Raw genomic sequence first — 20,855 nt, 5'->3', positions numbered from 1 at the left:
GGGTAATACCCGAAACTGGGAAGTGACGGGAGCTGTCTCGCTCAATCCCTGTAAACTCGAGGAAATGGAGCGAAATAAAATGGCTGCTTAGACAGTCTTATTTGGACAACTGGGTTGAAAATCACCGGTACATATGGTGTATGCGTTAGGTAAGAAAGGGTAGAACATTGTTTGAAAGCATAAAAAACAACTCTGCAAAATCTCGGATTATTGAAGAGCAGCTTTATGAGCAGGTCGCAAATGAACTTGATCAGGGTGCAGTTCGGGAAGGACTTTGGGCTAAAGCGCTCGCACATAGTGGAGGCTCTGAACAGACGACCAAGGCTTTGTACATGAAATATAGAGTTCAATCTATAAAAGATGAGCTTAGAGTTACAGTGGAAATAAAAAAACAGCAGGATAAAAAAAGTACAAAAATAGGATGCGTGGAAGAGTCGAAGAACGAAAACACTGATAGCCTATCAAATATACTCACTTTTCTAGGGTTGGGTGTAATAATATTTATGATTTGGGCTATTTTGTCTAAACTTTGGGCATGAAAAAACACGTCAAACGCACCATTAAAACCCCTGATTTAAGCGGCCTTAGTGCCGCTGATTTGCGTTTGGTTATGGCTCAGATGCAGCAGCAGTTTCAAACTGTTATTGATGACCAAAATGCGCGCTTATTAAATCAAGATAAAGCGTTAGACGCTGCCCATCGTCGTATCGAGCTACTGGAAGAAATGAACCGCCTGCTCAAAACGCAGAAGTTCAGTGCCAGCAGCGAGAAATCCACCTTTCAGCTCAATCTCTTTGATGAAGCCGAGCTGGAAACCCAACTCGATGAACTGTTTGATGTGCTGCCTGAAACGCTTGAAGAAAGTGAAGAAATTGCCCAGCAGCGTAAAGTACGCCAAACACGCCAGCGGGGCTTCTCGGCAAACTTGGTGCGCGAGCGCATTGAGCATACGCTGACTGAGCTTGAAAAGGCCGGCGCGGAGAAGACCTTCTTCACCAAAGTGAAAGAAGAGCTGCACTACATCCCCGCTCAACTCAAAGTGTTAGAGCATTGGCAAGAAAAAGCCGTGTTTACCGCTAACTATGATACCAAAGATGACCAAATGGTGGCCGCGCAACGTCCGGTACACCCCTTTGGTAAGTGCTCGGTCACTACCCCCTGATTGCGCACATTATTACCGACAAATATGTGTATGGCATGCCGCTGTATCGTCAAGAAAGTAAATTCAAAAGGCTAGGCCAGTCGATTTACCGTAATAACATGGCGCAATGGTGCATGCGCTTTGCTGAGGCGGCTCAACCCTTGCTGCACCTGATGCGAGAAGTGCAAAACAGCGGTGATTATCTTCAAGCTGATGAAACCCGTCTACAAGTGCTGAAAGAAGACGGAAAAGCAGCACAATCTGATAAGTGGATGTGGGTGACCCGAGGTGGGCCGCCCCATCAACTCAGCGTGCTCTTTGAATACGATCCGTCGCGTGCCGGTAGCGTGGCTGTGCGCCTGCTCGATGATTTTAATGGCGTGCTGCAAGCTGATGGTTATTCTGGTTACAGTAAAGTATGCAAACAAAACAGCATTACCCGCATTGGATGCTGGGATCATGCACGCCGTAAATTTGTGGAAGCCAATAAAAGTACTGACCCTAAAGCCAGAGCTAAAGCTAAAAAAGGCATCGTAAATAAAGCCGATATCGCGCTCAGCTATATCCGCAAACTGTATCGCATAGAAAGCAACATAGCAGATAAAACCGATGCAGAGCGATTAACGGCGCGCCAAGAAATCAGCGTGCCGGTACTGAACGATTTTAAACAATGGCTGGAGACCAACGCCGCCAGAATTATGAAATGCGGCGCACTGAGAGCGGCTATCGACTACACCTTAAAACAACGGTGTATGTCAGCCAGGTTGGCGTTGGATTGCGAGCTCAGTGTTTGTACGATGGCACCGATGAGATGGAGTGGAGAGAGCTGCCGTAACCGTTTGATAAAGCCAGTCTTACGGGCCAGACCGAGCAGGTATTGAGGTTCAAACAGGGATTTAAGATTTTGCTGGATAGTGGTAATCTTCATGGGTGCTGTCTGTTGTGAGTTTTTTGATTTTTGGCGAAACCATTAGATCACAGCAGCAGCACACTTCAAACCATTTTTCTGATAAATCAATCGACTAGCCTCCCTACAGCAAGCTTTGACAGCAGCCTCCGCTTAAGATCCTACGAATGAGTGCGTGATATGGAACATTATCAGCAGTTTTTACTGGGAAAACTCACCCGAGTAAATGGCGTGACCGGCGTGCGCTCCAGCTTTGTGCTAAGGCGAATCAAGCACGAAACGGCATTGCCGCTGGATCACTTAGGTTAAATTAAAAATCTTAAGTATATAGCTTAGGGCTTCGCTGTCCATTTCAAAAATAGTGCTTCGCGAAGCAAGCGTTAAATTAACAATTGCCACCTAAGCTATACAACATTAGTAATAATATCTGTAATTAAATAACAGCTGTGATTCATTAACCTGTTCGCCTACATACTTAGCCAAACCAATATCAAATGCCACATTTTTATTAAAATAATGTGTATTAGTTAATTCCATAGCATAAATAAATTCACTATCATTCAATTCATTAAAGTTTAATCGATATTTAAGACGAAGTTTAGAGCCGCCGGCTAAATACATGAAACTGCCGGTCTCTAATTGAGGAGCTGCCCACAACCCTCTGTTATTAGCGGACACTTCAGAACCAAAAGTTAAATAAGTCAACATAGCAGGGTGTATATCTGTCGCCATTCCTAATGCTGCAGTTAAATTAAAGCGTTCATTATGCCCATACGATGCATAACCGCCCCGTTCCCAGCCTAGCTTAAACTTGCCAGACCAACCTCCAACGATAGAATCGTAAGGAATATAGCTCTCAATTCCATATAAAGTTAATTCATGCAATGAAACACTTCTTTCATTAATACTAACAGTGCTCTTTAACACCTCCAATGAGGACTCGCTAAATGCATTAGTATTATCGTCAGTTAATAAATGAGAAGCTGGCAACCAAGAAAACAACAACTCCTTATTATATTCATTATGATTAAAACCTATTGCCAGCTGACTATCTGGCGAGCGTAATATAGGGTTTTTATACCCACTTAAATCTAATTCATAGTCCGAAGTCTCATTTAATAATACTGCGTTATTCTTTTCATAAACTTTTTTAGTCAGTTCCTCAGATTGGTAAAGCCAGTCATTTAGGGCTTGTTGATATTCATAACTTAAATAATCTGGTTCTTGCCCCGAGTGGTGAGTGCTGATACTTCCTGACTTCACTGCTCTTAAAAATGCTTGGCGCTGAGCGTAACTATATACCTCACCAAAAGCTCTAACTCGCCAGCCAATTGCAGGAGCAGCTTCAGTATTTTTAACCATGCTAGTGTCATTGATATACTTTATAACATCAAGAGGACTCAGCCACTCTTCACTGTACTTTATTAAACTGGGCTCAACGATAGACAAAATATCCAGCGTCAAAGTGGCACAGTTATTGGTATGGAAATAATAATCTATTTTCTTATCTTTCAATTCCCAAAGATGTAATTTAATGAGTTCTCTTTCGAAACCATCCAGCAACAAGTTATATTCATAAACATTCCTACCCTCAATATCCTTATAATAATCTTTAGCCTCTTGATAAGGGGATATTATAAAATAACCTTCCTTACCCGTTACCAAGGACTCAAACATTATCTTAGGTAAATTAAACCCTTCTACATTAGTAAAGTATGAGACAGCATGACTGAAATTATCATCTTTATCTTTAAGCTTAAGAAAAGAGTGCCCCATAAAGCTGCTCGGACTGACAATGTTCTCAGAAGCATAGATAACACTAATAGCATCTGCAGGCACAGATCTCAGATAACGGCTTAACTCTTCACAATGTTGAAAGCTAGGAGGCAGCATTGAAAGTTTACGGGACAACCACAATGATCGAGCAGGAAAGCGACAAAGATAACTGCCTCTCGTCTCTTCCGATATAAAGTCAGCGTAATTATTTTTAAGTTCTTGTTTAAATCCTATATAAGGTGACTGCAATAAAAATTTATTATCTAATATTTTAGGTGCATCATCTTGGATATGAAATAAAGCGCGCAGCTGATTCTCTTCGCTCACACTAATGTCATCAAGCGAATTAATATGACAGTAAGCATTTAGACTTACTAAAAAAAAAGAAGCCGCTAGGCTTCTTTTTATATAAGATAATAAATTCATTACTGAGCGCACTGGATCTCAACAGACTCTTGGTAACGCCACATTTTTTCAGTGGAGTAATCAGTTGTAGAACCAAAAGCACCCCCAGATAAAATATTAACAAAGAAAGTAGGCTCAACTTGCTTGTTTAAAGCAATTTGCTGCTCACAACCTTCGGTTTTTACAGTTAGAGTTTTATCTTTATTTTCTTTAAGAATGGTAACGATACCTGGTGCGTTCTGCACTTGGCCATCGATTTCTACTTGAAGATTTTTAGCATTAGAAACAACATTAACGCGCTGGGTCTTCTCAGTTAAAATACTAGAACAACCAGATAAAGCTACAACTAAGCTCACAGCAGCAACAACTTTCAATCCCTTCATCATCATTCCTATCATCAATTATTTTTGATGCGGATTATACTACTGCGACAGTTTTTGTCAAAAGAAGATTCAAATAAAACTCCAAATTGCAATAAATCTGCTATAGCAGCCTTAGGAAACTAATCTCCCTCTTTAAGATCAATCATCAGGGAAAAATAAAGCTACTTATGAGCGAGGTAATTGTTATGTTACAACCAACTCATTCGTAGGATCTTAAGCGGAGGCTGCTGTCAAAGCTTGCTGTAGGGAGGCTAGTCGATTGATTTATCAGAAAAATGGTTTGAAGTGTGCTGCTGCTGTGATCTAATGGTTTCGCCAAAAATCAAAAAACTCACAACAGACAGCACCCATGAAGATTACCACTATCCAGCAAAATCTTAAATCCCTGTTTGAACCTCAATACCTGCTCGGTCTGGCCCGTAAGACTGGCTTTATCAAACGGTTACGGCAGCTCTCTCCACTCCATCTCATCGGTGCCATCGTACAAACACTGAGCTCGCAATCCAACGCCAACCTGGCTGACATACACCGCGCCGCTCGTTACTCACTGATAGAAACCGCCAAAGCAAATAACCTCGATCCACAAGCCTACATCAAGCACATTCTTGACCGCATAGCTGTCGCTGACACATTAGAAAAACTCGAAGCCCTGCTGCCATGGAATGTAGAGCTGGATTAAGCTAAGTAGCCGTTCTGCAAGGGTGCTGATTTAAGGGCGCTTACATAAAAAGAGATCCTACTTTCCCACGACCCATAAAAATGGGAGAGTCACGGCAGGCAGCGGTGATGTTTAGGTTGAGAGAGGTAGATAGCTGGCTAACACAAAGGCAGAAGGGTCATTATGCCTCATAGCCAAGAGATAGGAGGATGCAGAGCGCCGCTTAGGCAGGGAGACGCTCTGCACCCGTATAACCCATTGGAGCGATGCATAATTACGGGTTACGAAGTAAATATAGCAGTGTTTGAACAGGTGGAGGGGTGGCGCATGCCATGAAAGCGAATAAACCGCTTAATCCAATGACAATAGGTTTGCTCGGTTTTGTAGGCCAGATTTCAACTACGAATCAAAGTGCGCAGTGGAGCAATGAAGCGAGTTGGTTTGTCTGGCAGTCTGGGTGGTACATCCATAACCATACGCTCACTTTAATACATAGTGGCCTAGCTGCTGCGGTGATAATTTCCTAATGAAACGCGGATCTATACGACAATTGTCGTAAAACTTCATGATTTTGCTCTATAAAGCTTATAAACTACTGAAAAATCAGCAGTAGTCGATAAACTTACAAATAAATAAGCGAACAGAAACTTTGTGTAAAAAACGACATTTGACGCTTATTTCTTGATGTGTCACTACTGCGCAGTTTAAGTGTTTGATAAATAAGTTAATTTAAATATTTAAGATTACGCTTCGCGAAATAGATGCGGTTTGCATAGATGTCACTTGTCGTTGAATTAGCTGTTATGAATCCAGGAGGGATCGATGTATATCTATGAAATAGTGAAGCCAGGAACTTGGCTTGAAAGCGAAGATCGAGAATGGAGTTGGGAAATAGAAGGCATTCTTCGTAGCTTAGAAGGTCAGTTTTACGAAGCTAATCTTGCTTTTAATATGTTCCTACATACTTTACAAAGAGATAGAAGGCCTCCATCTAGAGAGCAATGGGAAGCAGATGCTAATCGTCGATCTGAAATCCGACGAGAAATAGTGCAAAAGTACGGAAACCCATATGACCATTCTGTATGGGATGAAATACATCTACAAACAGAAATAATATTTAAGCGAGAGCAGTGGCAGTCCGGCAAATTACCCAGAGAATTTGAGCACAATCAAGCCTTTATGCATGCTCGTGCATTCTTGTATGCTCTAGATTCATTCGACAAGTTTCTAAGAGTTCTAAAAAATCAGCCAAATGTTCCTGAAGAAATCTCAGGGCTGCACGATGAAATCGGAATCTCTTTTCCTGACCTACGAGGCGTAAGAAATACTTCCCAGCATATGGAAGATAGGTCACGAGGGCTCGGAGCCGGACGAAGAGGTCTGCCACCTCAACCCCTTGAACTTCAGCCCATCGACAATGAACTCGTAAAATCCGAAAACGGTGCCTTGATGTTAAATTGCCTAAATGGAACCAAGTATGGGAACACCATGGCTGATGGTCATTATGGAGAGGTCGATGTATCTCCAGCATCAATGGAAGCACTACACTCGATCTTTCAGAGGTTGCTTGAGGCATTTTCATGGAAAGGCCCTAAAGTACATTTGCCAAGCATATGATTCATAACAAACCAATCAACTACGCGCCTGCGGCGCCGGACAGCTTACACTGCGCTTCGCTACATTCCAGCTGCCGGTTATTGGGGCGTTATATGCCTTTCAAGGATGATTTGTGAAACCTGCTCTTTATCAATTATTAATCGTTATTTTGGTGTTTGCTGCACTAGCTTTAGCTATTCCGCCAATACCATCAATAGAAGTAGGTCACGGTTACGATGCTTTCCCAAATCCTAGTTTATTTATTGGCTTAGTCTTGATCGCTCTATCAGCCTTTGTAAGTATTAAAACTTTAAATTCTCCTAAATTCTTTTGGGGTATTTCGGGTGTGGGTTATGTTTTATTTTCTTTAGCAATTCATGCTAGAGTCTGGTGGTAATGGCATATAACAAGCTGTTTAATCAGGACAAAATACAGTTGGCTGTGTTTCGTTCCTCAACAATTTTAGCCAACTAAATTTTGCCCATTAACGAGGGCGTTATACGCTACTCAGGTTTTGGTCACATGAAACAAGTCTCAAATATACTTCTAATTATTGTTACTTTGACAACTTGCCTTAATATGATCTATTTTCCATGGGAGCTAAGGTTTGTTAATACCAAATATAATTACCTATTTGTTATGGTATTAGCGATTATTTTACCTATTTCTGCATTTTTTTGGTCTACGTTAAGGGACACTAAATCGGTAAAAGTAATAGGTGTTATTATTTCGGTTTGTTTGGCTATTCCTTGTTTTTTAACATTTACTTTTGCAAAGCTTGATTACGCGGATATAACAACTAAAGGTGTGGATTATTCTTTCGAGGAAATAAACAGACTAAAGGTTGGTGATGAAAGCTATGTTCTTTATAGAACAAATGGTGGTGCTACAACTTCGTTTGGTTTGGTTCTTCGCATGGAAAAAGAAATCGCTTTAGGCATTAATGCTGTTAATGTTATTTATAGTAAATATAAAGCTTCGGAAAGTTCGTTAGAGCTAACAAACGAGAATCAAATTAAAATGCAAATTCAACCTTATGATAAACATGGTAAAGTAGAAGTTGTCGTATTGAGTATTTAGCGTATAACAAGTCGTTTAAAAGGACAAAAAACAGTTGGCTTTTGCTCCTTCGTCGCTAATTTTAGCCAACAATTTTATTGCCTCTTAACGAGGCGTTATGAGTCAATAGTCTGCCAGCCACGGAGTCAATTTATAACGTTATTATCGAGCTGACTGAAAGGGCAGAGTAAAAGGGCAGCGTTGGCATTGTCTTTCGGAGAGTTGGGCAAGGTACTTGGCTGTGGTTCTCAATATTCAATATCTCAGCTGGGCATCTCGTTGAACATCCGGCGAGCTACATTCAATATTGGCAGCGGCGGCGCGGGCGTTTTATCTGATACTTTCGGAGCACAGAGGTAAATTCGTACTTTTACTTAAGCTCATAACAAGGCCAATCACAAACGCCAGCAAGCTGGCTGGACTCGCTGACGCTCGCCTGTGTTGGCGGCGTTAGGTGTCCTCCAGTAGCTAGATTCATCTGTGCAAAAGTATCTGTTGCTTATATTTATTGTATATACAATAATACTCCTCATTATGAACATTGATAAGCCTCGGGGAAGACCCCCAAAATCAAATTCTGCTTCTGAGACTTTGTCTCCAATAAGGGTAACTCCAGAGCAGAAAGCTCTTTACAAGAAGGCAGCAGAAAAAGCCAAGCTTTCTGTTTCTGCTTGGATAAAAGAACTTGCTGACCGAGAAGCTAAGAAAGCACACAATTGAGAAGATATGACATCCTTAAGCAATCAAATCAAAAAAGATCTAAATAAATACAGGAGTGATGCAAGCATCACTCCTGTATTTATTCAAGGCGATTGCCTTGAAGTACTTAAATCAATGCCCGATCAATCTATAGATATGTGTATTACAAGCCCACCATATTGGGGGCAGCGCCAATATGAAGGCGGAGGCATTGGTCTAGAGAAAAATCATAAAGATTATATCAATGAACTATGTGAAGTCTTTCTTGAACTTAAAAGAGTCCTTAAAGATGAAGGCTCATTTTGGTTGAATATTGGAGACACCTATAAGAGCAAAGCTCTATTAGGCATCCCGTGGCGAATTGCTTTTGAGCTAATTGATGAGCAGGGCTGGGTCTTAAGAAACTCCGTAATTTGGAATAAAGTAAAAGGGGCACCTGATAATTCCAAAGATAAGTTGAGAAACATCCATGAAAACGTATTTCACTTTGTAAAAAAGTCTAAAGGTTATTATTACGATGCTGATGCAGTCAGGAAAAAACCTCGCGAGGCCAAAGTAGAAAACGGAGCTGTCGTATCAGCGACTGGAGTCAGCGGAGTGAGATACAAGCGCCAAATAGAACTGTCTACTGATTTAAGTATGGAAGAAAAAAAGAATGCTCTAGGTGCTCTTAACGAAACGCTAGAAAAAATCAGAAAGGGTGAGTTATCTGACTTTAGAATGATCATTCGTGGCCAACAAAGAGCAACACACTCTGATTCAGAGAAAGTTTCAGGACGAGCCAAAGAGCTTAGAGATAAGGGGTACTGTATTCTTAGGTATCACCCTAAAGGTAGTAAGCCTAGTGATGTTTGGGATATTTTGCCTGAAGATACCCAAAAGCGTAAAAAACACTACGCAGCTTACCCAGAAGATCTTTGCAAAATCCCTATTCTCGCTACCTGCCCCCCTGACGGGATTGTCTTCGACCCCTTTTGTGGTACAGGTACGACAATGCTTGTTGCAAAATCATTTAATAGAAAATCGATTGGCGTAGACTTATCGGAAGAGTATTTAGAATTAGCAGAGGAAAGATGTAGCGAATGGCATCAGCAAACAATATAGCAGAAATATACGGCATTTCTATTCATAACAACGAAACTGATTGGAATGATCTTGTTGGCCAACAACAATGTCCTTATCTTGGCCGAAAGTGTTTAAAAAACAGAAAGAGCGAAGCAGAGCTAACTATAGGTACTTGCTCAGTTACTTATGGCAGAGACAAAAAGGATGTAATAATCTGTCCTCATCGACTTCTTGAAAGAAGGCAAATATTTATCGACTGCCTTCACTTGCTTACTTCTCATGAGCCAGGAAACGAGTTGCACGTTGTAGCAGAGGTCGGAATTCCTGGTGGTAATGTTGACTATTTTCTAGTTTCTACTCGCGACAGAAAAGTTAAAGATTTCGTCGCAATTGAATTGCAAACGCTTGATACAACTGGAACTGTCTGGCCCTTTAGGCAACGATTTGTGAGTTCAAAAGGAATTGACGCGAAGCAAGAAGATATTGATTCAACTAAGCCATTTGGCATGAACTGGAAGATGACGGCCAAAACAATTCTAGTTCAAATGCATCATAAAATTGAGACATTTGAACATATTAATAAGCATCTTGTGCTAGTGGTACAAAATCACTTATTAGAATATATGGCCAGAGAGTTCTCATTTGCTCATATAAATGATAATGCAAGAGTTGGTGACTCAATGCACTTTCATGCTTATGAGCTAAGCAATAATGAAGGTAATTTTCGTTTGAATTTGGCAGATCGAAAGAGTACTGACGCGGAAGGGATTTCTACTTGTTTAGGCTTGGAAACTGAAGCACGAATAGAACTCGAAGAAATTATAGAAAAGCTAGAAGCCAAAATTTCAGACTCGACACTAATGACAGTATAAGCACCTAACAAGGCGCTGCTGTCGGACAAATTTTCCGCTGCGCTCCAAATTTGCCGCAGAGCGCGGCGTTAGCCTGATTGAATCTGGCTTAATTTTCTAAAATTATAAATAATGGGTAGATGATATGGTTGATTTGCTATTCAACGTTCCCCCTTATTCGCGCTACTACTCTAAACGAAAGCGTACTGTAAATATTGCCTATCTGGAGGCGAATAACTGGGATGATTTTGGTTTTAAATCTACATTTCACCTAGTGGTCTATGACGCAAATGGAGAGGAACATGATATCGGGGGAGTAAAAATTGGCTATGTAGGTCAAGAGAGTGGGTGGACTCAAAAAAAACTTCCCAAAGAATTCCCAGCACTAGATAAAGCTTTCTTTGCACTTGGGCAAAGCGATGAATACTATCAAAACCTATATGCTTTAGATCAAGAACTAAGGGCCTGCATTTTAAAAAGCTTAAACGATGTAGTGCATGATCATAGTACTTATGATATCGCTTTCAATGAAAAGGTAATGAAGGAATCTTTGCTGCGAGAAGTAAGTATTGCTTCAATAAAAGGGCAGTTTAAGCGATTACTTAATGGCGGAAAGCTGCGTACAGAATTTGATTTCTCTTATTCGCTTCCGCAAGGAAAAAGTTCTGCTGGATTAGATTTGGATTTTTATGTCGATCCAGAATCTAACCCTCCTTCAAATATTCATGTCTTAATTGGTCGAAATGGTGTTGGTAAAACCTACCTTCTTCATAAAATGGTTAAGGCTCTTGTGGATACTGACACAACTCAAGAGAGTGATGGGTGTTTTTCAGTTGTAACTGGTCGCAAGGAGTCTACTAAGAGAGAAGATCTTCAAGAAATGTTTGCTGGTGTCGTTTCTGTAGCATTTAGCGCATTTGATCCTTTTGAGCCGATACCTGAACGGAAAGATAAAACAGAGGGGCTCAATTACGCTTATATCGGTTTAAAACAGGAATCAACAACCAAAGATGGCGAACACATTCCTATGAGCCGCCCAATGCTAAATAGAGAATTTTCCTATTGTTTAAACAATATTCGGCGATTTGGATACCAAGATCGATTGGTTGAGGCAATTCGAGATCTAGAAACAGATAGTCTTTTTAAAGATATTGCACTTGCCGATGTAGTACTGTCTTCAACTGATGATTTGGAGAATACTACGAAAAACATTTTTGCCAAGCTAAGTTCAGGCCATGCAATTGTATTACTGACTATTGCTAAGTTAGTTGAAAAAATTGAGGAGAAAACCCTAGTTCTTTTGGATGAGCCCGAATCCCACCTACATCCTCCGCTACTTTCGGCGTTTATACGTACTTTATCTGAATTGCTCTCTCATAGAAATGCGGTGGCGGTTATTGCAACACATTCCCCTGTAATACTCCAAGAAGTACCTAAAAGTTGTGTATGGAAGTTAAGGCGAAGTGGGTTTGATGCCGTTGCTGAAAGGCCTGAAACTGAAACATTTGGTGAAAATGTGGGCGTATTGACACGAGAGGTGTTTGGGTTGGAAGTAACCGATTCAGGCTTCCATCAGATGCTAAAAAAAGAAGCTGAGTCTGCAGACACCTATAAGCAGGCACTGAGAAAGTTCAATGGCCAGCTTGGTGCAGAGGCTAGAGGCGTATTACGAGGACTATTTCTCGACAAGGAAGTAGACAGAGGTGAAGCATGAAGGTAATTGCTAAGCCCGATCTGGTTGCAAAAGACGTATATGAAACGTGCATAAGTAAGGTTAGAAATAGAGCTCTAAAAGAAAGATTTCTTAAAATCTCAGGCTCTATAGAGATAGCTGCTCGGGAATATCAAGAGAAGTCTGAGGAGCAACAGTGGTTCTTGATTGAGAGTAGTGATGGTGTTGACGGCGTAGTAGGTAAGGCCGAGATGGAGAAAGTTTATACGCAAAGAATGGTTGGAAAAAAAGCTCCAGGAAGAGCTTTATATGATCAACTTAAAAACGCAGCACCAAATGGAATCTGCCCGTTATGTGGCCAGCGAGTAGTCTCAACCTTAGACCACTTTTTACCAAAATCTGATTTTCCCTCATTGATCGTTGTCCCACTGAATTTGATACCAGCCTGCTCAGATTGTAACAAAGCAAAATTGGATAAAGTCCCTGGCAGCGAAAGCGAACAAACACTCCATCCTTATTATGATGATGTAACATGTGAACAGTGGCTCTTTGCCGAAGTAAAAGAAGAAAGCCCTGGAGCTATTCGATTCCATACATCGGATGTTGATGTTTATGATGAGGCACTCAACGAAAGAATTAAATTTCACTTCAGAGAGCTAGATCTTGGAAGTTTGTATATGTCGAATGCAAATTCAACCGTGACGGAAATTCAGTTCCGATTAAACAGACTCCATCAAAAAGGAGGAAAAAATTCTGTGAAGGCCTATCTCGAAGAGGAGGAAGAATCGCGGCGAAATAATCATGTTAATTCATGGAACACAGCAGCTTACCAGGCGATGATGAATAGTGAATGGTTCTGTGATGGTGGGTTTAATGAATTTAAAAGTGGTTAAAATCGCTTGTTCTAAAATATGAAACTTAGGCTAACAAGCGCATGTTGTCGGACAGGTTTTCCGCTCCGCTCCAAACCTGCCGCAAATGCGGGCGTTAGGTAGAGGGGCTTGACCTTACCCCTCTTCAGTTCAAGCTTCTGGGCTAGAGAGCTGATTTGATATCGTTGGTTGTGACGTTTCTTGTACTGCTGCAAGTACAACTTGTTTTTGGCCTTTTTCTGCAAGTTTTTTTGCTGCTACTTTTGGATCAACGCCGGGCTCCGCCAGTTTCATCTGGTTGTGAAAGAACATTCAAGGTAATATTAGTCATGGCGTATCACTCAACTGTTGGTTATTTCTTGGTCGAAACAATCAACAGGATACGCCACCTTCTTTTTTCCTCATACACCACAAATGACTATAGCTCAAGGCCAAGTCGAATAACCTTGATCCCCAGAGATACATTAAACACATTCTTGACCACATTGCCGTCGCCGACACGCTTGAAAAACTCGAAACCCTGCTGCCATGGAATGTAAAGTTAAGCTAACGCGTTCGAAAAGTGTTTATTTAAGCGCCAAAGTGCTGATTTAAGGGCGCTTACGGTGGTTATCGAAATAGAGAAGTGATTTCCAGAACATTCTGGGAGTTTGAGGCAGCCAATGCCATATGCTTTAGAGTTGCTCACCCGAGAGCTACGCGTGGGCATGGTGATTTTCGCGACAAGGTAATTGATAGAATTAAAGCTTGTACGGCAGGTTAATAATTCTTCTCGTATAATAAAAGATAGCAGCGGACAATCCGCTCTTAAATTTCACGTAGCGTATTTTTGTATGTCAAGCGAGTTAAAAGAACATATCCGTGCCTTCGCCATTGGTCGTAAAAACTGGTTGTTTGCCGACACACGAAAAGGCGCAGAAGCCGGTGCAGCGTGTTACTCGCTAATAGAAACGGCCAAGGCGAATAACCTTGATCCACAGACCTACATTAAATACATTCTTGACCACATTGCTGTTGCCGATACGCTCGAAAAACTCGAAGCTCTGTTGCCATGGAATGTAAAATTAAGCTAACATACTCGTGAAGTGTTTGTTTAAGCGTCAAAGTGCCGATTTAAGAGCGCTTACAAATCACTATGTAATTAAAGCTGGATAAGACAGATCCAATGTTTGATACGAATGGTGTTATTCTGGACAATATGATCAAAAGATCTATAATTCTGGCTGTTTACGAATAAAAGCTGGCTATAGTAGCTTATAACCAGCAAAATTCTAAAATTTATCCACGTTCAAAGAGCATGGAAATACCTTGACCGCCACCGATGCACATGGTGATGAGACCAGTATCAGCTTTTCTGCGTTCCATCTCGTACATCAATTTAACGGTCAGAATGGTGCCCGTTGCCCCCACAGGATGGCCTAGTGCTATGGCTCCTCCATTCACGTTTACCCGATGCTCATCTAGTTGCAGATCCTTCATAACAGCCAGCGCTTGAGCTGCAAATGCCTCATTAATTTCATAGAGGTCAACTTGATTGGCGTCCAAGTTAAATTTCTTAAGCAGCTTTTTAGTTGCTGGAGCAGGGCCAAAGCCCATGATTGCGGCCTCGCAACCGGCAACCGACCACCCTCGGATGGTCATATGAGGCGTGAGACCCAACTCTAAAGCTTTGGAGCGTTTCATTAGTACTACAGCAGCAGCGCCGTCATTAATACCAGAGGCATTAGCTGCGGTTACACTGCCGCCTTCCTTGAACACAGGGCGCAGGTTGGCGAGTTTTTCACGGTCAACCATTCTGAGATGTTCATCGGTATCGAACAGCTTGGTTTCCTTACGGCTGACTTTAACTTCTACTGGTAATATTTCATTTTTAAACAGGCCGTCTTCTATTGCTTTTGCTGCTTTAAGTTGACTGGATATAGCAAAATCATCCATTTCTTCACGGCTGATGTTGAAACGATCTGCAACATTTTCAGCTGTTATACCATTGTGGTAAGGACCTTCCGGCCAAGTAAGAATAGAAATTAGGCCATCTTCTAGAGAGCCGTGACCCATGTTATAGCCATAACGACCTTTACGAACATAATAAGGCAGCTGAGTCATGTTTTCTGTGCCACAGGCCACCACTATCTCGGCCTGACCGGTTTGGATTTGCATCATACCGTCAGCTACAGCTTGCAGTCCGGACCCGCATTGTCTGTTAACCGAGTAGGCGGTTGTTTCATTGGGTAAGCCTGCTCTTAGTTGGCAAATGCGGCCAATAAATCCACTCTCGGCTATCTGTCCTACGTTACCTACTATCACTTCATCAACCATGGATGGCTCAATACCAGCGCGTAAAACTGCTTCGCGAATGGTGTTAGCACCAAGGTCATGCTGGTGTACATCCTTAAGGCTGCCACCTAGTGTACCAATTGCAGTTCTGACACCGCTGACAATTACGATATCGTCGTTATTTTTCATGGTTACTCCTAAAGTAATGATGAATGGTTAGTTAATTACTTTCCAAAGAAAAAGTCTGGAAGCCAGAGAGTCAGCCCTGGGAATATATTTACTAAGATCAAAACAATAATTAATGGTGGTAAAAATATTGCGGTATATTTTGTAACTTTTTCTACTGGTGTATTAGAAACGCTGCTAAGCACAAAAAGCACTGTACCGAAAGGTGGCGTTAAGGTGCCGATAATCAAGTTAAGTACAACAATAATACCTAGTTGAATAGGATCCATACCAAAGCCAATGGTCATTATTGGCAAAATAATCGGTACCAGCAGGTTGATCGCAGCAACGGTCTCTAAAAACAAACCAACTAATAGCAACAATAAGTTAAGAGCCAATAAAACAAGCAGGTAGCTTTCTGTGGTTGAAAGTATTACCTGAGAGATACTTTGTGGTATTTCCTTGCTAGTCAATATCCAAGCGAATAAGTTAGCTGAAGCTACAATCAAGAGAACTTGAACGGATGTTACAACCGAGTTCATTACTGATGTCTTGAAAGAGGTATAGCTAAATTCTTTATAAATAATACTTAGAATAATAGCATAGGTACAAGCAATAGCTGCTGATTCAGTAGGGCTGAATATACCGGTAAAAATACCACCTAAAATAATTACTGGTGCCATAAGAGATGGAAGGGCACGACTTAAAGCAATCCAAATTTCCTTTCGGTTTGCCTTTTTTTCAGCTGGACACTTTAGACGTTCACTGAATATATAGATCATCACCATTAGTGACAATGCCATTAAAAATCCAGGAGCAATGCCAGCTGCAAACAGGCGCTCAATTGATTGAGATGAGGCTATAGCATAGACAATGATCGCCATGCTGGGAGGTATGATAGGGCCAATAATAGAGGAGGCAGCAGTGACACCAATTGAAACGGGTTCACCATATCCTTTAGCTCGCATAGCTTTTATGGTTGCTGCACCAAGACCACCGGCATCTGCGACGGCGGCTCCAGACATACCAGCAAAAATAACACTTGAGGCAACATTGACATGCGCCAGGCCACCACGGATATGACCGACACATACGGCAGCAAACTCAAATATTCTATGGGTAATGCCACCGCTGTTCATTAGGTTTCCGGCAAAAATGAAAAATGGAATAGCCAAGAAAGTAAATGAGTTAACACCAGCAACCATCCTCTGTATTGCTGTTGTTTCTGATAGTGAAGGGTCTATTAATACATAGAATAGCGAGGCCGCGCCGATAGAAAATGCAATCGGTATGCCTAGCAACATGAACAGAAAGAGTAATCCTATTAGTATTAACATCACTCAGATCCTTTTTTAAGCGTTTTGTATATTTTAAATAGTGTAATTAATGTAATAAAAACACCAGATATAGGTACAATCATATAAAGATAAGATTGACTAATGTTTAGAGAGGGGCTGCTGAAAAACTTTAACCGCTCTGAAAAAATGTAACCATAGTAAGAAAAAAAACCGGAGAAAAAAATAATAACAGATAGCTTTATTATCTCGATTATAGTGATAGTTGTAGGATTAATTTTTCTGCGAAGGTAATTCCAGAATGCATCCACCCTGATGTGTTGATCTGTTCTGAACAAATAAACAGAACCTAGGAAAGTAAGCCATACTAACGCATACCTACTGAGTTCAATAGGCCAATCAAGCGCATTAGAGCTTAGTTCTCTAGTTATTATATTAATCATCATTACTATAAAAATAAGAGAAAATATAATGGCAGGTAGTGCGGCCTCTACTTTCAGATAGATTTTTTTCATGTCAATCTCGTATATGTTAGAGAATTTCATGCTCGTCCGAATTTAAAAATTAGCCCTTTCAATATAGAAAGGGCTTTTCCGGATATACATCGACTCACTACAAATCACTAGTGTTTAAAGATTAGAGATCTCGGTATAAAGATCACCATATCCAGACCAGTTTTTCTTGTAATCATCTGACATTTTCTTTGTTTTTTCTTTGAAGGCATCTCGATCAACTTCTACAATGTTGACACCTTGCTCTTTGAAAAATTCTAGAGAGTTTTTATCATCCTTTTCAACAAGGTTTTTAGTGTATCTCCCCATACCTTTAAATACACTAAGCACAGCTTCTTTGTCTTGAGAACTTAAAGATTGAAGTGAATTATCATTAACAACATAGTGTACAGCAGTAATGACATGGCCGGTCAAGCTAAGATTGTTACCGACTTCGTAGAACTTCATTGATCTGATTGAGCCCAGTGGGTTTTCTAAGCCATCGACCATATTTTGTCTCATGGCGAGATATGCCTCAGAGTATGGGACAGGCGTCGGGTTACTGCCCATGGCTTTAGCATAGGCCATTGTGATGGCCTGTTCAGGTACACGTAGTTTAAAATTGTTAAAGTCTTCAGGGTTGGTAATGGATTTGTTACCTATCACATGCCGTACTCCCCAGGTGCTAGAGCCTACGATATGAGCGTTAAACTGTTGATGAAAATCGTTGAATATTTTATCCGCAGTTTCGCTTTCGAAAAACTGCAACAAATGTTCATTGTCTCTGAAAATATAAGGCATTTCGGTGATAATGATAGGCTTGAATATATTGCCAAGTTGGCCTGAGCCGACTTCAACAATATCTACACCACCGACAATCACCTGTTCAAGAAGTTCTTGCTCTGAGCCAAGAGCACTGGATGGGAAAATCTTTATTTCTACTCTGCCTTCCGTTTTTTCAGCAACCCTGCGAGCTGCTTCTTCGGCGCTCTTATGCCAAGGATGATTAACATCATATACGTGCCCAAGCTTCAGAGTGTCTGCATAAGAATAACTAGAGGCAAGTGCAAATAGAGTTGAAGCAATGATCGTTTTTTTCATAATCAAAAATTCCTTTTCGTTAACGCTTGATTGGGATCCTAATCATTCAGATCATTCAGACTCCCCGAGTGAGATGATGGTCCAAATTTAAACAGCATGTTTTCTATCGAGTCACTATCCAGACTAACAGAACCCCGCAGAGAAAATTTGAGCACGAGCACATTTACAAACACGAAACAATTATTACCCTTTGTGCAAACATACAATGGATAGCGTTAACACTTAGGCCGGCAAACGGGTCACAGATGAAGAGGGGGCTAGCAAAGCGATAACATGCAGTGTTAATTAGGTGTGAACAAAAGTGAACCCTGATCAACTCTAATCTATCATTGTGGGAGCACGATCATTTTGTAGTTGGAGTGAATATTTTGGCCAAAAAGAGAACAAAAGGTTCTCATCATATCAAATTGGTAGTTGAGCACTCAAAAATACCCCCTAATGTTGCTTCCGACATTCCGCACCTGATTTTCTAATTTATTGTTCTTGACACAGATCCGCCATTTTGATCTATTACTTCTATTTGGCGGCCATAATCATGACAACTCCTTCTTATCACATCAAGAATCTCGACCATCTGGGCTTGGTTGCTGGCTCGCACGCATGGTGGACGCCATTATACCTAAGCAAGGCGAGCATCATGTTAGTCATGGTGAAGCTCTCGTTGCTATGATTATCAATGGCTTAGGGTTTCATAGCCGCACGTTACATATGGTTCCTCAATTCTTTGCTGATAAGCCGACCGAGCGTCTACTGCGTCCGGGGATCTTACCCGAGCACCTCAATGATGATGCGTTAGGCCGCTGCCTTGATGCGCTGTTTGAGGCCGATGTTTCTCTGCTCTACCAAGCCATCGCCGAGAATGTCGTCACACAGCTGGGCCTGAATAACAGCGCTGTTCATCTTGATATCACCAGTTTTCATGTGGACGGAGCTTATGCTCAGGAGGAAGGCGCTGCTGGCATTCAGCTTGTTAAGGGTTACAGCCGTGATCATCGGCCCGAGCTGAACCAGGTGGCTCTAGAGCTCATCTGTGAAAATTTAGCTGGAATACCCGTTTATATGCAGGCAATGAACGGCAACACCAATGATCAAAGAGCGTTCGCTGATGTCATTAAAAATCACGTGAAGTCTTTAAAGTCAGCGCAGCAAAGCCGTTACTTCATTGGTGATGCCGTTTTGTATACCGCTGAGTCCATCTGTGCTTTGCACCAGCAAGACCAGTTATTTGTGACTCGTGTTCCGATGACCTTGAAAGATTCAAAGGGCGCGGTTTCATCGCTCAAAACAGGCCAGCTGGAAGCGCTAGAGAATGGCTATCATGGATACTGGCTCGAGGCTGATTATGCAGGTGTTCCACAACGTTGGCTGATGGTGCGTAGTGAACAAGCAACGCATCGAGAGCAAAAAAACGTACTCAAAAACCGACTTAAAACGGGCACTCAAGAGCTTAAGCAATTCCAGAAACTATGTAAAAAAACCTTTGTCTGCCAGCATGATGCAGAGCAAGCTTTAGCTGAATTTTGCAATAAGCTCAGCGTGTTACGGATAGAAGATAGCGGAACACTAGCCAAACCAGTTTTTAATGGTAAAGGCCGACCTAAAAAAGGCCAAGCTCCGGACAGCATTGATTACCTTCTCACAGGGCAGGGCAGGCCATAACTTACCTCAAAAAAGTCGCGAAAGCTAAAGAACAACCAGGCATTTTTATCTTAACCACTAACGACATGAGTGATGAGCTTGATATGGCTGGGCTACTTGCCGCCTATAAGTCTCAACAAACTGTTGAGCGCGGCTTTCGTTTCTTGAAAGCCCTGACTTCATGGTCTCTTCTCTATTTCTGAAAAAGCCAAAGCGCATCGAGGCATTGTTGATGATCATGACTTGTAGCCTGATGGTTTACGCTGCGTTAGAGCACCGGATCCGCCAGTCACTGAAACAGAATGAGCTGACTTTCCCTGATATGAAGAATAAGCCGAGTCAAAAGCCGACGGCCCGCTGGGTATTCCAATGTTTCGGCGGCATTCATGAGCTTGGTGTTGGAGAAGCCCCGCCACTCGTAGTGAAGCTTCAACCTCCGCAGCAGACAATTATTAATGCTCTCGGTGAACACTATCTCACTATTTATTCTTAAATTAGGTGCGGAATGTCGGTTTCCTAACAATATAATAACATTAAAGCCTTGGTTTTGACGCTAACCTTAATGTAGCAGGGCAGAAGTCATGGTTACTATCTTAGATCTCTGCAGAGTAGCGTATTGAATCTGGGATGAGGCTATTGTTAAGTTGTGCAGTAGCACCGATAATCTGCTCATTTACGCTACTCTGGTTGTAAGCCAAGGCATAGCTCGGCTCATGTGAGGGGGTGACGAAGACCGAGACAAGAAGCTCAGTGAGGTATCAGTTTTATCTAACGGTACGTTACAGCAAGTAGCGCCTCATCAGCACA

At 41.6% G+C, this 20,855-nt stretch carries 17 protein-coding genes and 5 pseudogenes; 15 read left to right on the top strand and 7 right to left on the bottom strand.

Going from position 1 to position 20,855, the window contains the following annotated elements; translation table 11 throughout:
* The first annotated feature begins 167 nt into the window (after positions 1-167).
* The 4 genes and pseudogenes from J3U76_RS14015 to J3U76_RS14000 form a co-directional block, all read left to right on the top strand.
* A complete protein-coding gene (locus tag J3U76_RS14015) occupies positions 168-539 on the top strand; it encodes a hypothetical protein (RefSeq protein WP_208006594.1) in 372 nt (123 codons plus the stop codon).
* A complete protein-coding gene (locus J3U76_RS14010; RefSeq protein ID WP_208006593.1) occupies positions 536-1,162 on the top strand; it encodes an IS66 family transposase in 627 nt (208 codons plus the stop codon). The genes J3U76_RS14015 and J3U76_RS14010 overlap by 4 nt, the downstream gene beginning before the upstream one ends.
* Positions 1,163-1,197: 35 nt before the next feature.
* A complete protein-coding gene (gene tnpC / locus J3U76_RS14005) occupies positions 1,198-2,022 on the top strand; it encodes an IS66 family transposase (RefSeq protein WP_208006592.1) in 825 nt (274 codons plus the stop codon).
* A gap of 197 nt (positions 2,023-2,219) precedes the next feature.
* A pseudogene (locus tag J3U76_RS14000) lies at positions 2,220-2,357 on the top strand (Lrp/AsnC ligand binding domain-containing protein); the annotation flags it as partial.
* A gap of 105 nt (positions 2,358-2,462) precedes the next feature.
* On the opposite strand, the gene J3U76_RS13995 reads toward J3U76_RS14000, so the two are convergent.
* Together J3U76_RS13995 and J3U76_RS13990 are read right to left on the bottom strand one after the other, a co-directional pair.
* A complete protein-coding gene (locus tag J3U76_RS13995; protein ID WP_208006591.1) occupies positions 2,463-4,250 on the bottom strand; it encodes an Lnb N-terminal periplasmic domain-containing protein in 1,788 nt (595 codons plus the stop codon).
* Positions 4,250-4,612: an adenosine deaminase gene (locus J3U76_RS13990; RefSeq protein ID WP_208006590.1), complete on the bottom strand. Its 363-nt coding sequence runs from the start codon at positions 4,610-4,612 to the stop codon at positions 4,250-4,252. Before J3U76_RS13990 ends, J3U76_RS13995 begins: the two co-directional genes overlap by 1 nt.
* 532 nt (positions 4,613-5,144) lie before the next feature.
* Between J3U76_RS13990 and J3U76_RS14800 the strand changes: the two are divergent.
* A pseudogene (locus tag J3U76_RS14800) lies at positions 5,145-5,291 on the top strand (transposase domain-containing protein); the annotation flags it as partial.
* Between the two features lie 260 nt (positions 5,292-5,551).
* On the opposite strand, the gene J3U76_RS14795 reads toward J3U76_RS14800, so the two are convergent.
* Complete coding sequence (locus tag J3U76_RS14795; RefSeq protein WP_208006596.1) at positions 5,552-5,662, bottom strand: phage integrase N-terminal SAM-like domain-containing protein; 111 nt, start codon at positions 5,660-5,662, stop codon at positions 5,552-5,554.
* Between the two features lie 430 nt (positions 5,663-6,092).
* Between J3U76_RS14795 and J3U76_RS13975 the strand changes: the two genes are divergently transcribed.
* The 9 genes and pseudogenes from J3U76_RS13975 to J3U76_RS13935 all read left to right on the top strand — a co-directional run.
* On the top strand, positions 6,093-6,887 hold the full coding sequence (locus J3U76_RS13975) for a hypothetical protein (RefSeq protein WP_208006588.1): 795 nt from the start codon (positions 6,093-6,095) through the stop codon (positions 6,885-6,887).
* Positions 6,888-6,999: 112 nt separating this feature from the next.
* Complete coding sequence (locus tag J3U76_RS13970; protein ID WP_208006587.1) at positions 7,000-7,263, top strand: hypothetical protein; 264 nt, start codon at positions 7,000-7,002, stop codon at positions 7,261-7,263.
* Positions 7,264-7,388: 125 nt separating this feature from the next.
* Positions 7,389-7,946, top strand: coding sequence for a hypothetical protein (locus J3U76_RS13965; protein WP_208006586.1), 558 nt, complete (start codon positions 7,389-7,391; stop codon positions 7,944-7,946).
* Between the two features lie 705 nt (positions 7,947-8,651).
* Positions 8,652-9,728, top strand: a complete 1,077-nt coding sequence (locus tag J3U76_RS13960) for a DNA-methyltransferase (RefSeq protein WP_208006585.1) — start codon at positions 8,652-8,654, stop codon at positions 9,726-9,728.
* Complete coding sequence (locus J3U76_RS13955) at positions 9,707-10,561, top strand: NotI family restriction endonuclease (protein ID WP_208006584.1); 855 nt, start codon at positions 9,707-9,709, stop codon at positions 10,559-10,561. The genes J3U76_RS13960 and J3U76_RS13955 overlap by 22 nt, the downstream gene beginning before the upstream one ends.
* A gap of 124 nt (positions 10,562-10,685) precedes the next feature.
* Positions 10,686-12,254 (top strand): AAA family ATPase, encoded by a 1,569-nt coding sequence (locus J3U76_RS13950; protein WP_208006583.1) that lies wholly within the window; start codon positions 10,686-10,688, stop codon positions 12,252-12,254.
* Complete coding sequence (locus tag J3U76_RS13945) at positions 12,251-13,105, top strand: HNH endonuclease (protein ID WP_208006582.1); 855 nt, start codon at positions 12,251-12,253, stop codon at positions 13,103-13,105. The genes J3U76_RS13950 and J3U76_RS13945 overlap by 4 nt, the downstream gene beginning before the upstream one ends.
* 409 nt (positions 13,106-13,514) lie before the next feature.
* Positions 13,515-13,634 (top strand): annotated as a pseudogene (locus J3U76_RS14790) (transposase domain-containing protein); the annotation flags it as partial.
* A 307-nt stretch (positions 13,635-13,941) separates the two neighbouring features.
* Positions 13,942-14,157: pseudogene (locus J3U76_RS13935) on the top strand (transposase domain-containing protein); the annotation flags it as partial.
* 205 nt (positions 14,158-14,362) lie between these two features.
* Here J3U76_RS13935 and J3U76_RS13930 read toward each other — a convergent pair.
* From J3U76_RS13930 to J3U76_RS13915, 4 genes are all read right to left on the bottom strand, one after another.
* Positions 14,363-15,547, bottom strand: a complete 1,185-nt coding sequence (locus J3U76_RS13930; RefSeq protein ID WP_208006580.1) for a thiolase family protein — start codon at positions 15,545-15,547, stop codon at positions 14,363-14,365.
* A gap of 35 nt (positions 15,548-15,582) precedes the next feature.
* The gene (locus J3U76_RS13925; protein ID WP_208006579.1) at positions 15,583-16,860 is read right to left on the bottom strand and encodes a TRAP transporter large permease; all 1,278 of its coding nucleotides are present in this window, start codon (positions 16,858-16,860) and stop codon (positions 15,583-15,585) included.
* Entirely contained in the window at positions 16,860-17,333 is a 474-nt protein-coding gene (locus J3U76_RS13920) for a TRAP transporter small permease (RefSeq protein ID WP_208006578.1), read from the bottom strand. Before J3U76_RS13920 ends, J3U76_RS13925 begins: the two co-directional genes overlap by 1 nt.
* A gap of 114 nt (positions 17,334-17,447) precedes the next feature.
* Positions 17,448-18,410, bottom strand: coding sequence for a DctP family TRAP transporter solute-binding subunit (locus tag J3U76_RS13915; protein ID WP_208006577.1), 963 nt, complete (start codon positions 18,408-18,410; stop codon positions 17,448-17,450).
* A gap of 535 nt (positions 18,411-18,945) precedes the next feature.
* Between J3U76_RS13915 and J3U76_RS13910 the strand changes: the two are divergent.
* Positions 18,946-20,541 (top strand): annotated as a pseudogene (locus J3U76_RS13910) (IS1634 family transposase).
* The last annotated feature ends 314 nt before the right edge of the window (positions 20,542-20,855 follow it).

Source organism: Oceanisphaera pacifica, assembly GCF_017498065.1.
In the GTDB taxonomy this organism is placed as follows: domain Bacteria; phylum Pseudomonadota; class Gammaproteobacteria; order Enterobacterales; family Aeromonadaceae; genus Oceanimonas; species Oceanimonas pacifica.
Note: the sequence above shows the minus strand (reverse complement) of the source record. Positions and strands in the feature narration are given on the sequence as shown.

What these genes read in the sequence shown, in the direction of transcription:
- J3U76_RS13995 (WP_208006591.1), bottom strand. Translation starts at nt 4,250, where the DNA reads ATGAATTTATTATCTTATATAAAAAGAAGCCTAGCGGCTTCTTTTTTT.
- J3U76_RS13945 (WP_208006582.1), top strand. Translation starts at nt 12,251, where the DNA reads ATGAAGGTAATTGCTAAGCCCGATCTGGTTGCAAAAGACGTATATGAA.
- J3U76_RS13975 (WP_208006588.1), top strand. Translation starts at nt 6,093, where the DNA reads ATGTATATCTATGAAATAGTGAAGCCAGGAACTTGGCTTGAAAGCGAA.
- J3U76_RS13965 (WP_208006586.1), top strand. Translation starts at nt 7,389, where the DNA reads ATGAAACAAGTCTCAAATATACTTCTAATTATTGTTACTTTGACAACT.
- J3U76_RS14010 (WP_208006593.1), top strand. Translation starts at nt 536, where the DNA reads ATGAAAAAACACGTCAAACGCACCATTAAAACCCCTGATTTAAGCGGC.
- J3U76_RS13955 (WP_208006584.1), top strand. Translation starts at nt 9,707, where the DNA reads ATGGCATCAGCAAACAATATAGCAGAAATATACGGCATTTCTATTCAT.
- J3U76_RS13930 (WP_208006580.1), bottom strand. Translation starts at nt 15,547, where the DNA reads ATGAAAAATAACGACGATATCGTAATTGTCAGCGGTGTCAGAACTGCA.
- tnpC (WP_208006592.1), top strand. Translation starts at nt 1,198, where the DNA reads ATGCCGCTGTATCGTCAAGAAAGTAAATTCAAAAGGCTAGGCCAGTCG.
- J3U76_RS13960 (WP_208006585.1), top strand. Translation starts at nt 8,652, where the DNA reads ATGACATCCTTAAGCAATCAAATCAAAAAAGATCTAAATAAATACAGG.
- J3U76_RS13990 (WP_208006590.1), bottom strand. Translation starts at nt 4,612, where the DNA reads ATGAAGGGATTGAAAGTTGTTGCTGCTGTGAGCTTAGTTGTAGCTTTA.
- J3U76_RS13950 (WP_208006583.1), top strand. Translation starts at nt 10,686, where the DNA reads ATGGTTGATTTGCTATTCAACGTTCCCCCTTATTCGCGCTACTACTCT.
- J3U76_RS13920 (WP_208006578.1), bottom strand. Translation starts at nt 17,333, where the DNA reads ATGAAAAAAATCTATCTGAAAGTAGAGGCCGCACTACCTGCCATTATA.
- J3U76_RS13915 (WP_208006577.1), bottom strand. Translation starts at nt 18,410, where the DNA reads ATGAAAAAAACGATCATTGCTTCAACTCTATTTGCACTTGCCTCTAGT.
- J3U76_RS13925 (WP_208006579.1), bottom strand. Translation starts at nt 16,860, where the DNA reads ATGTTAATACTAATAGGATTACTCTTTCTGTTCATGTTGCTAGGCATA.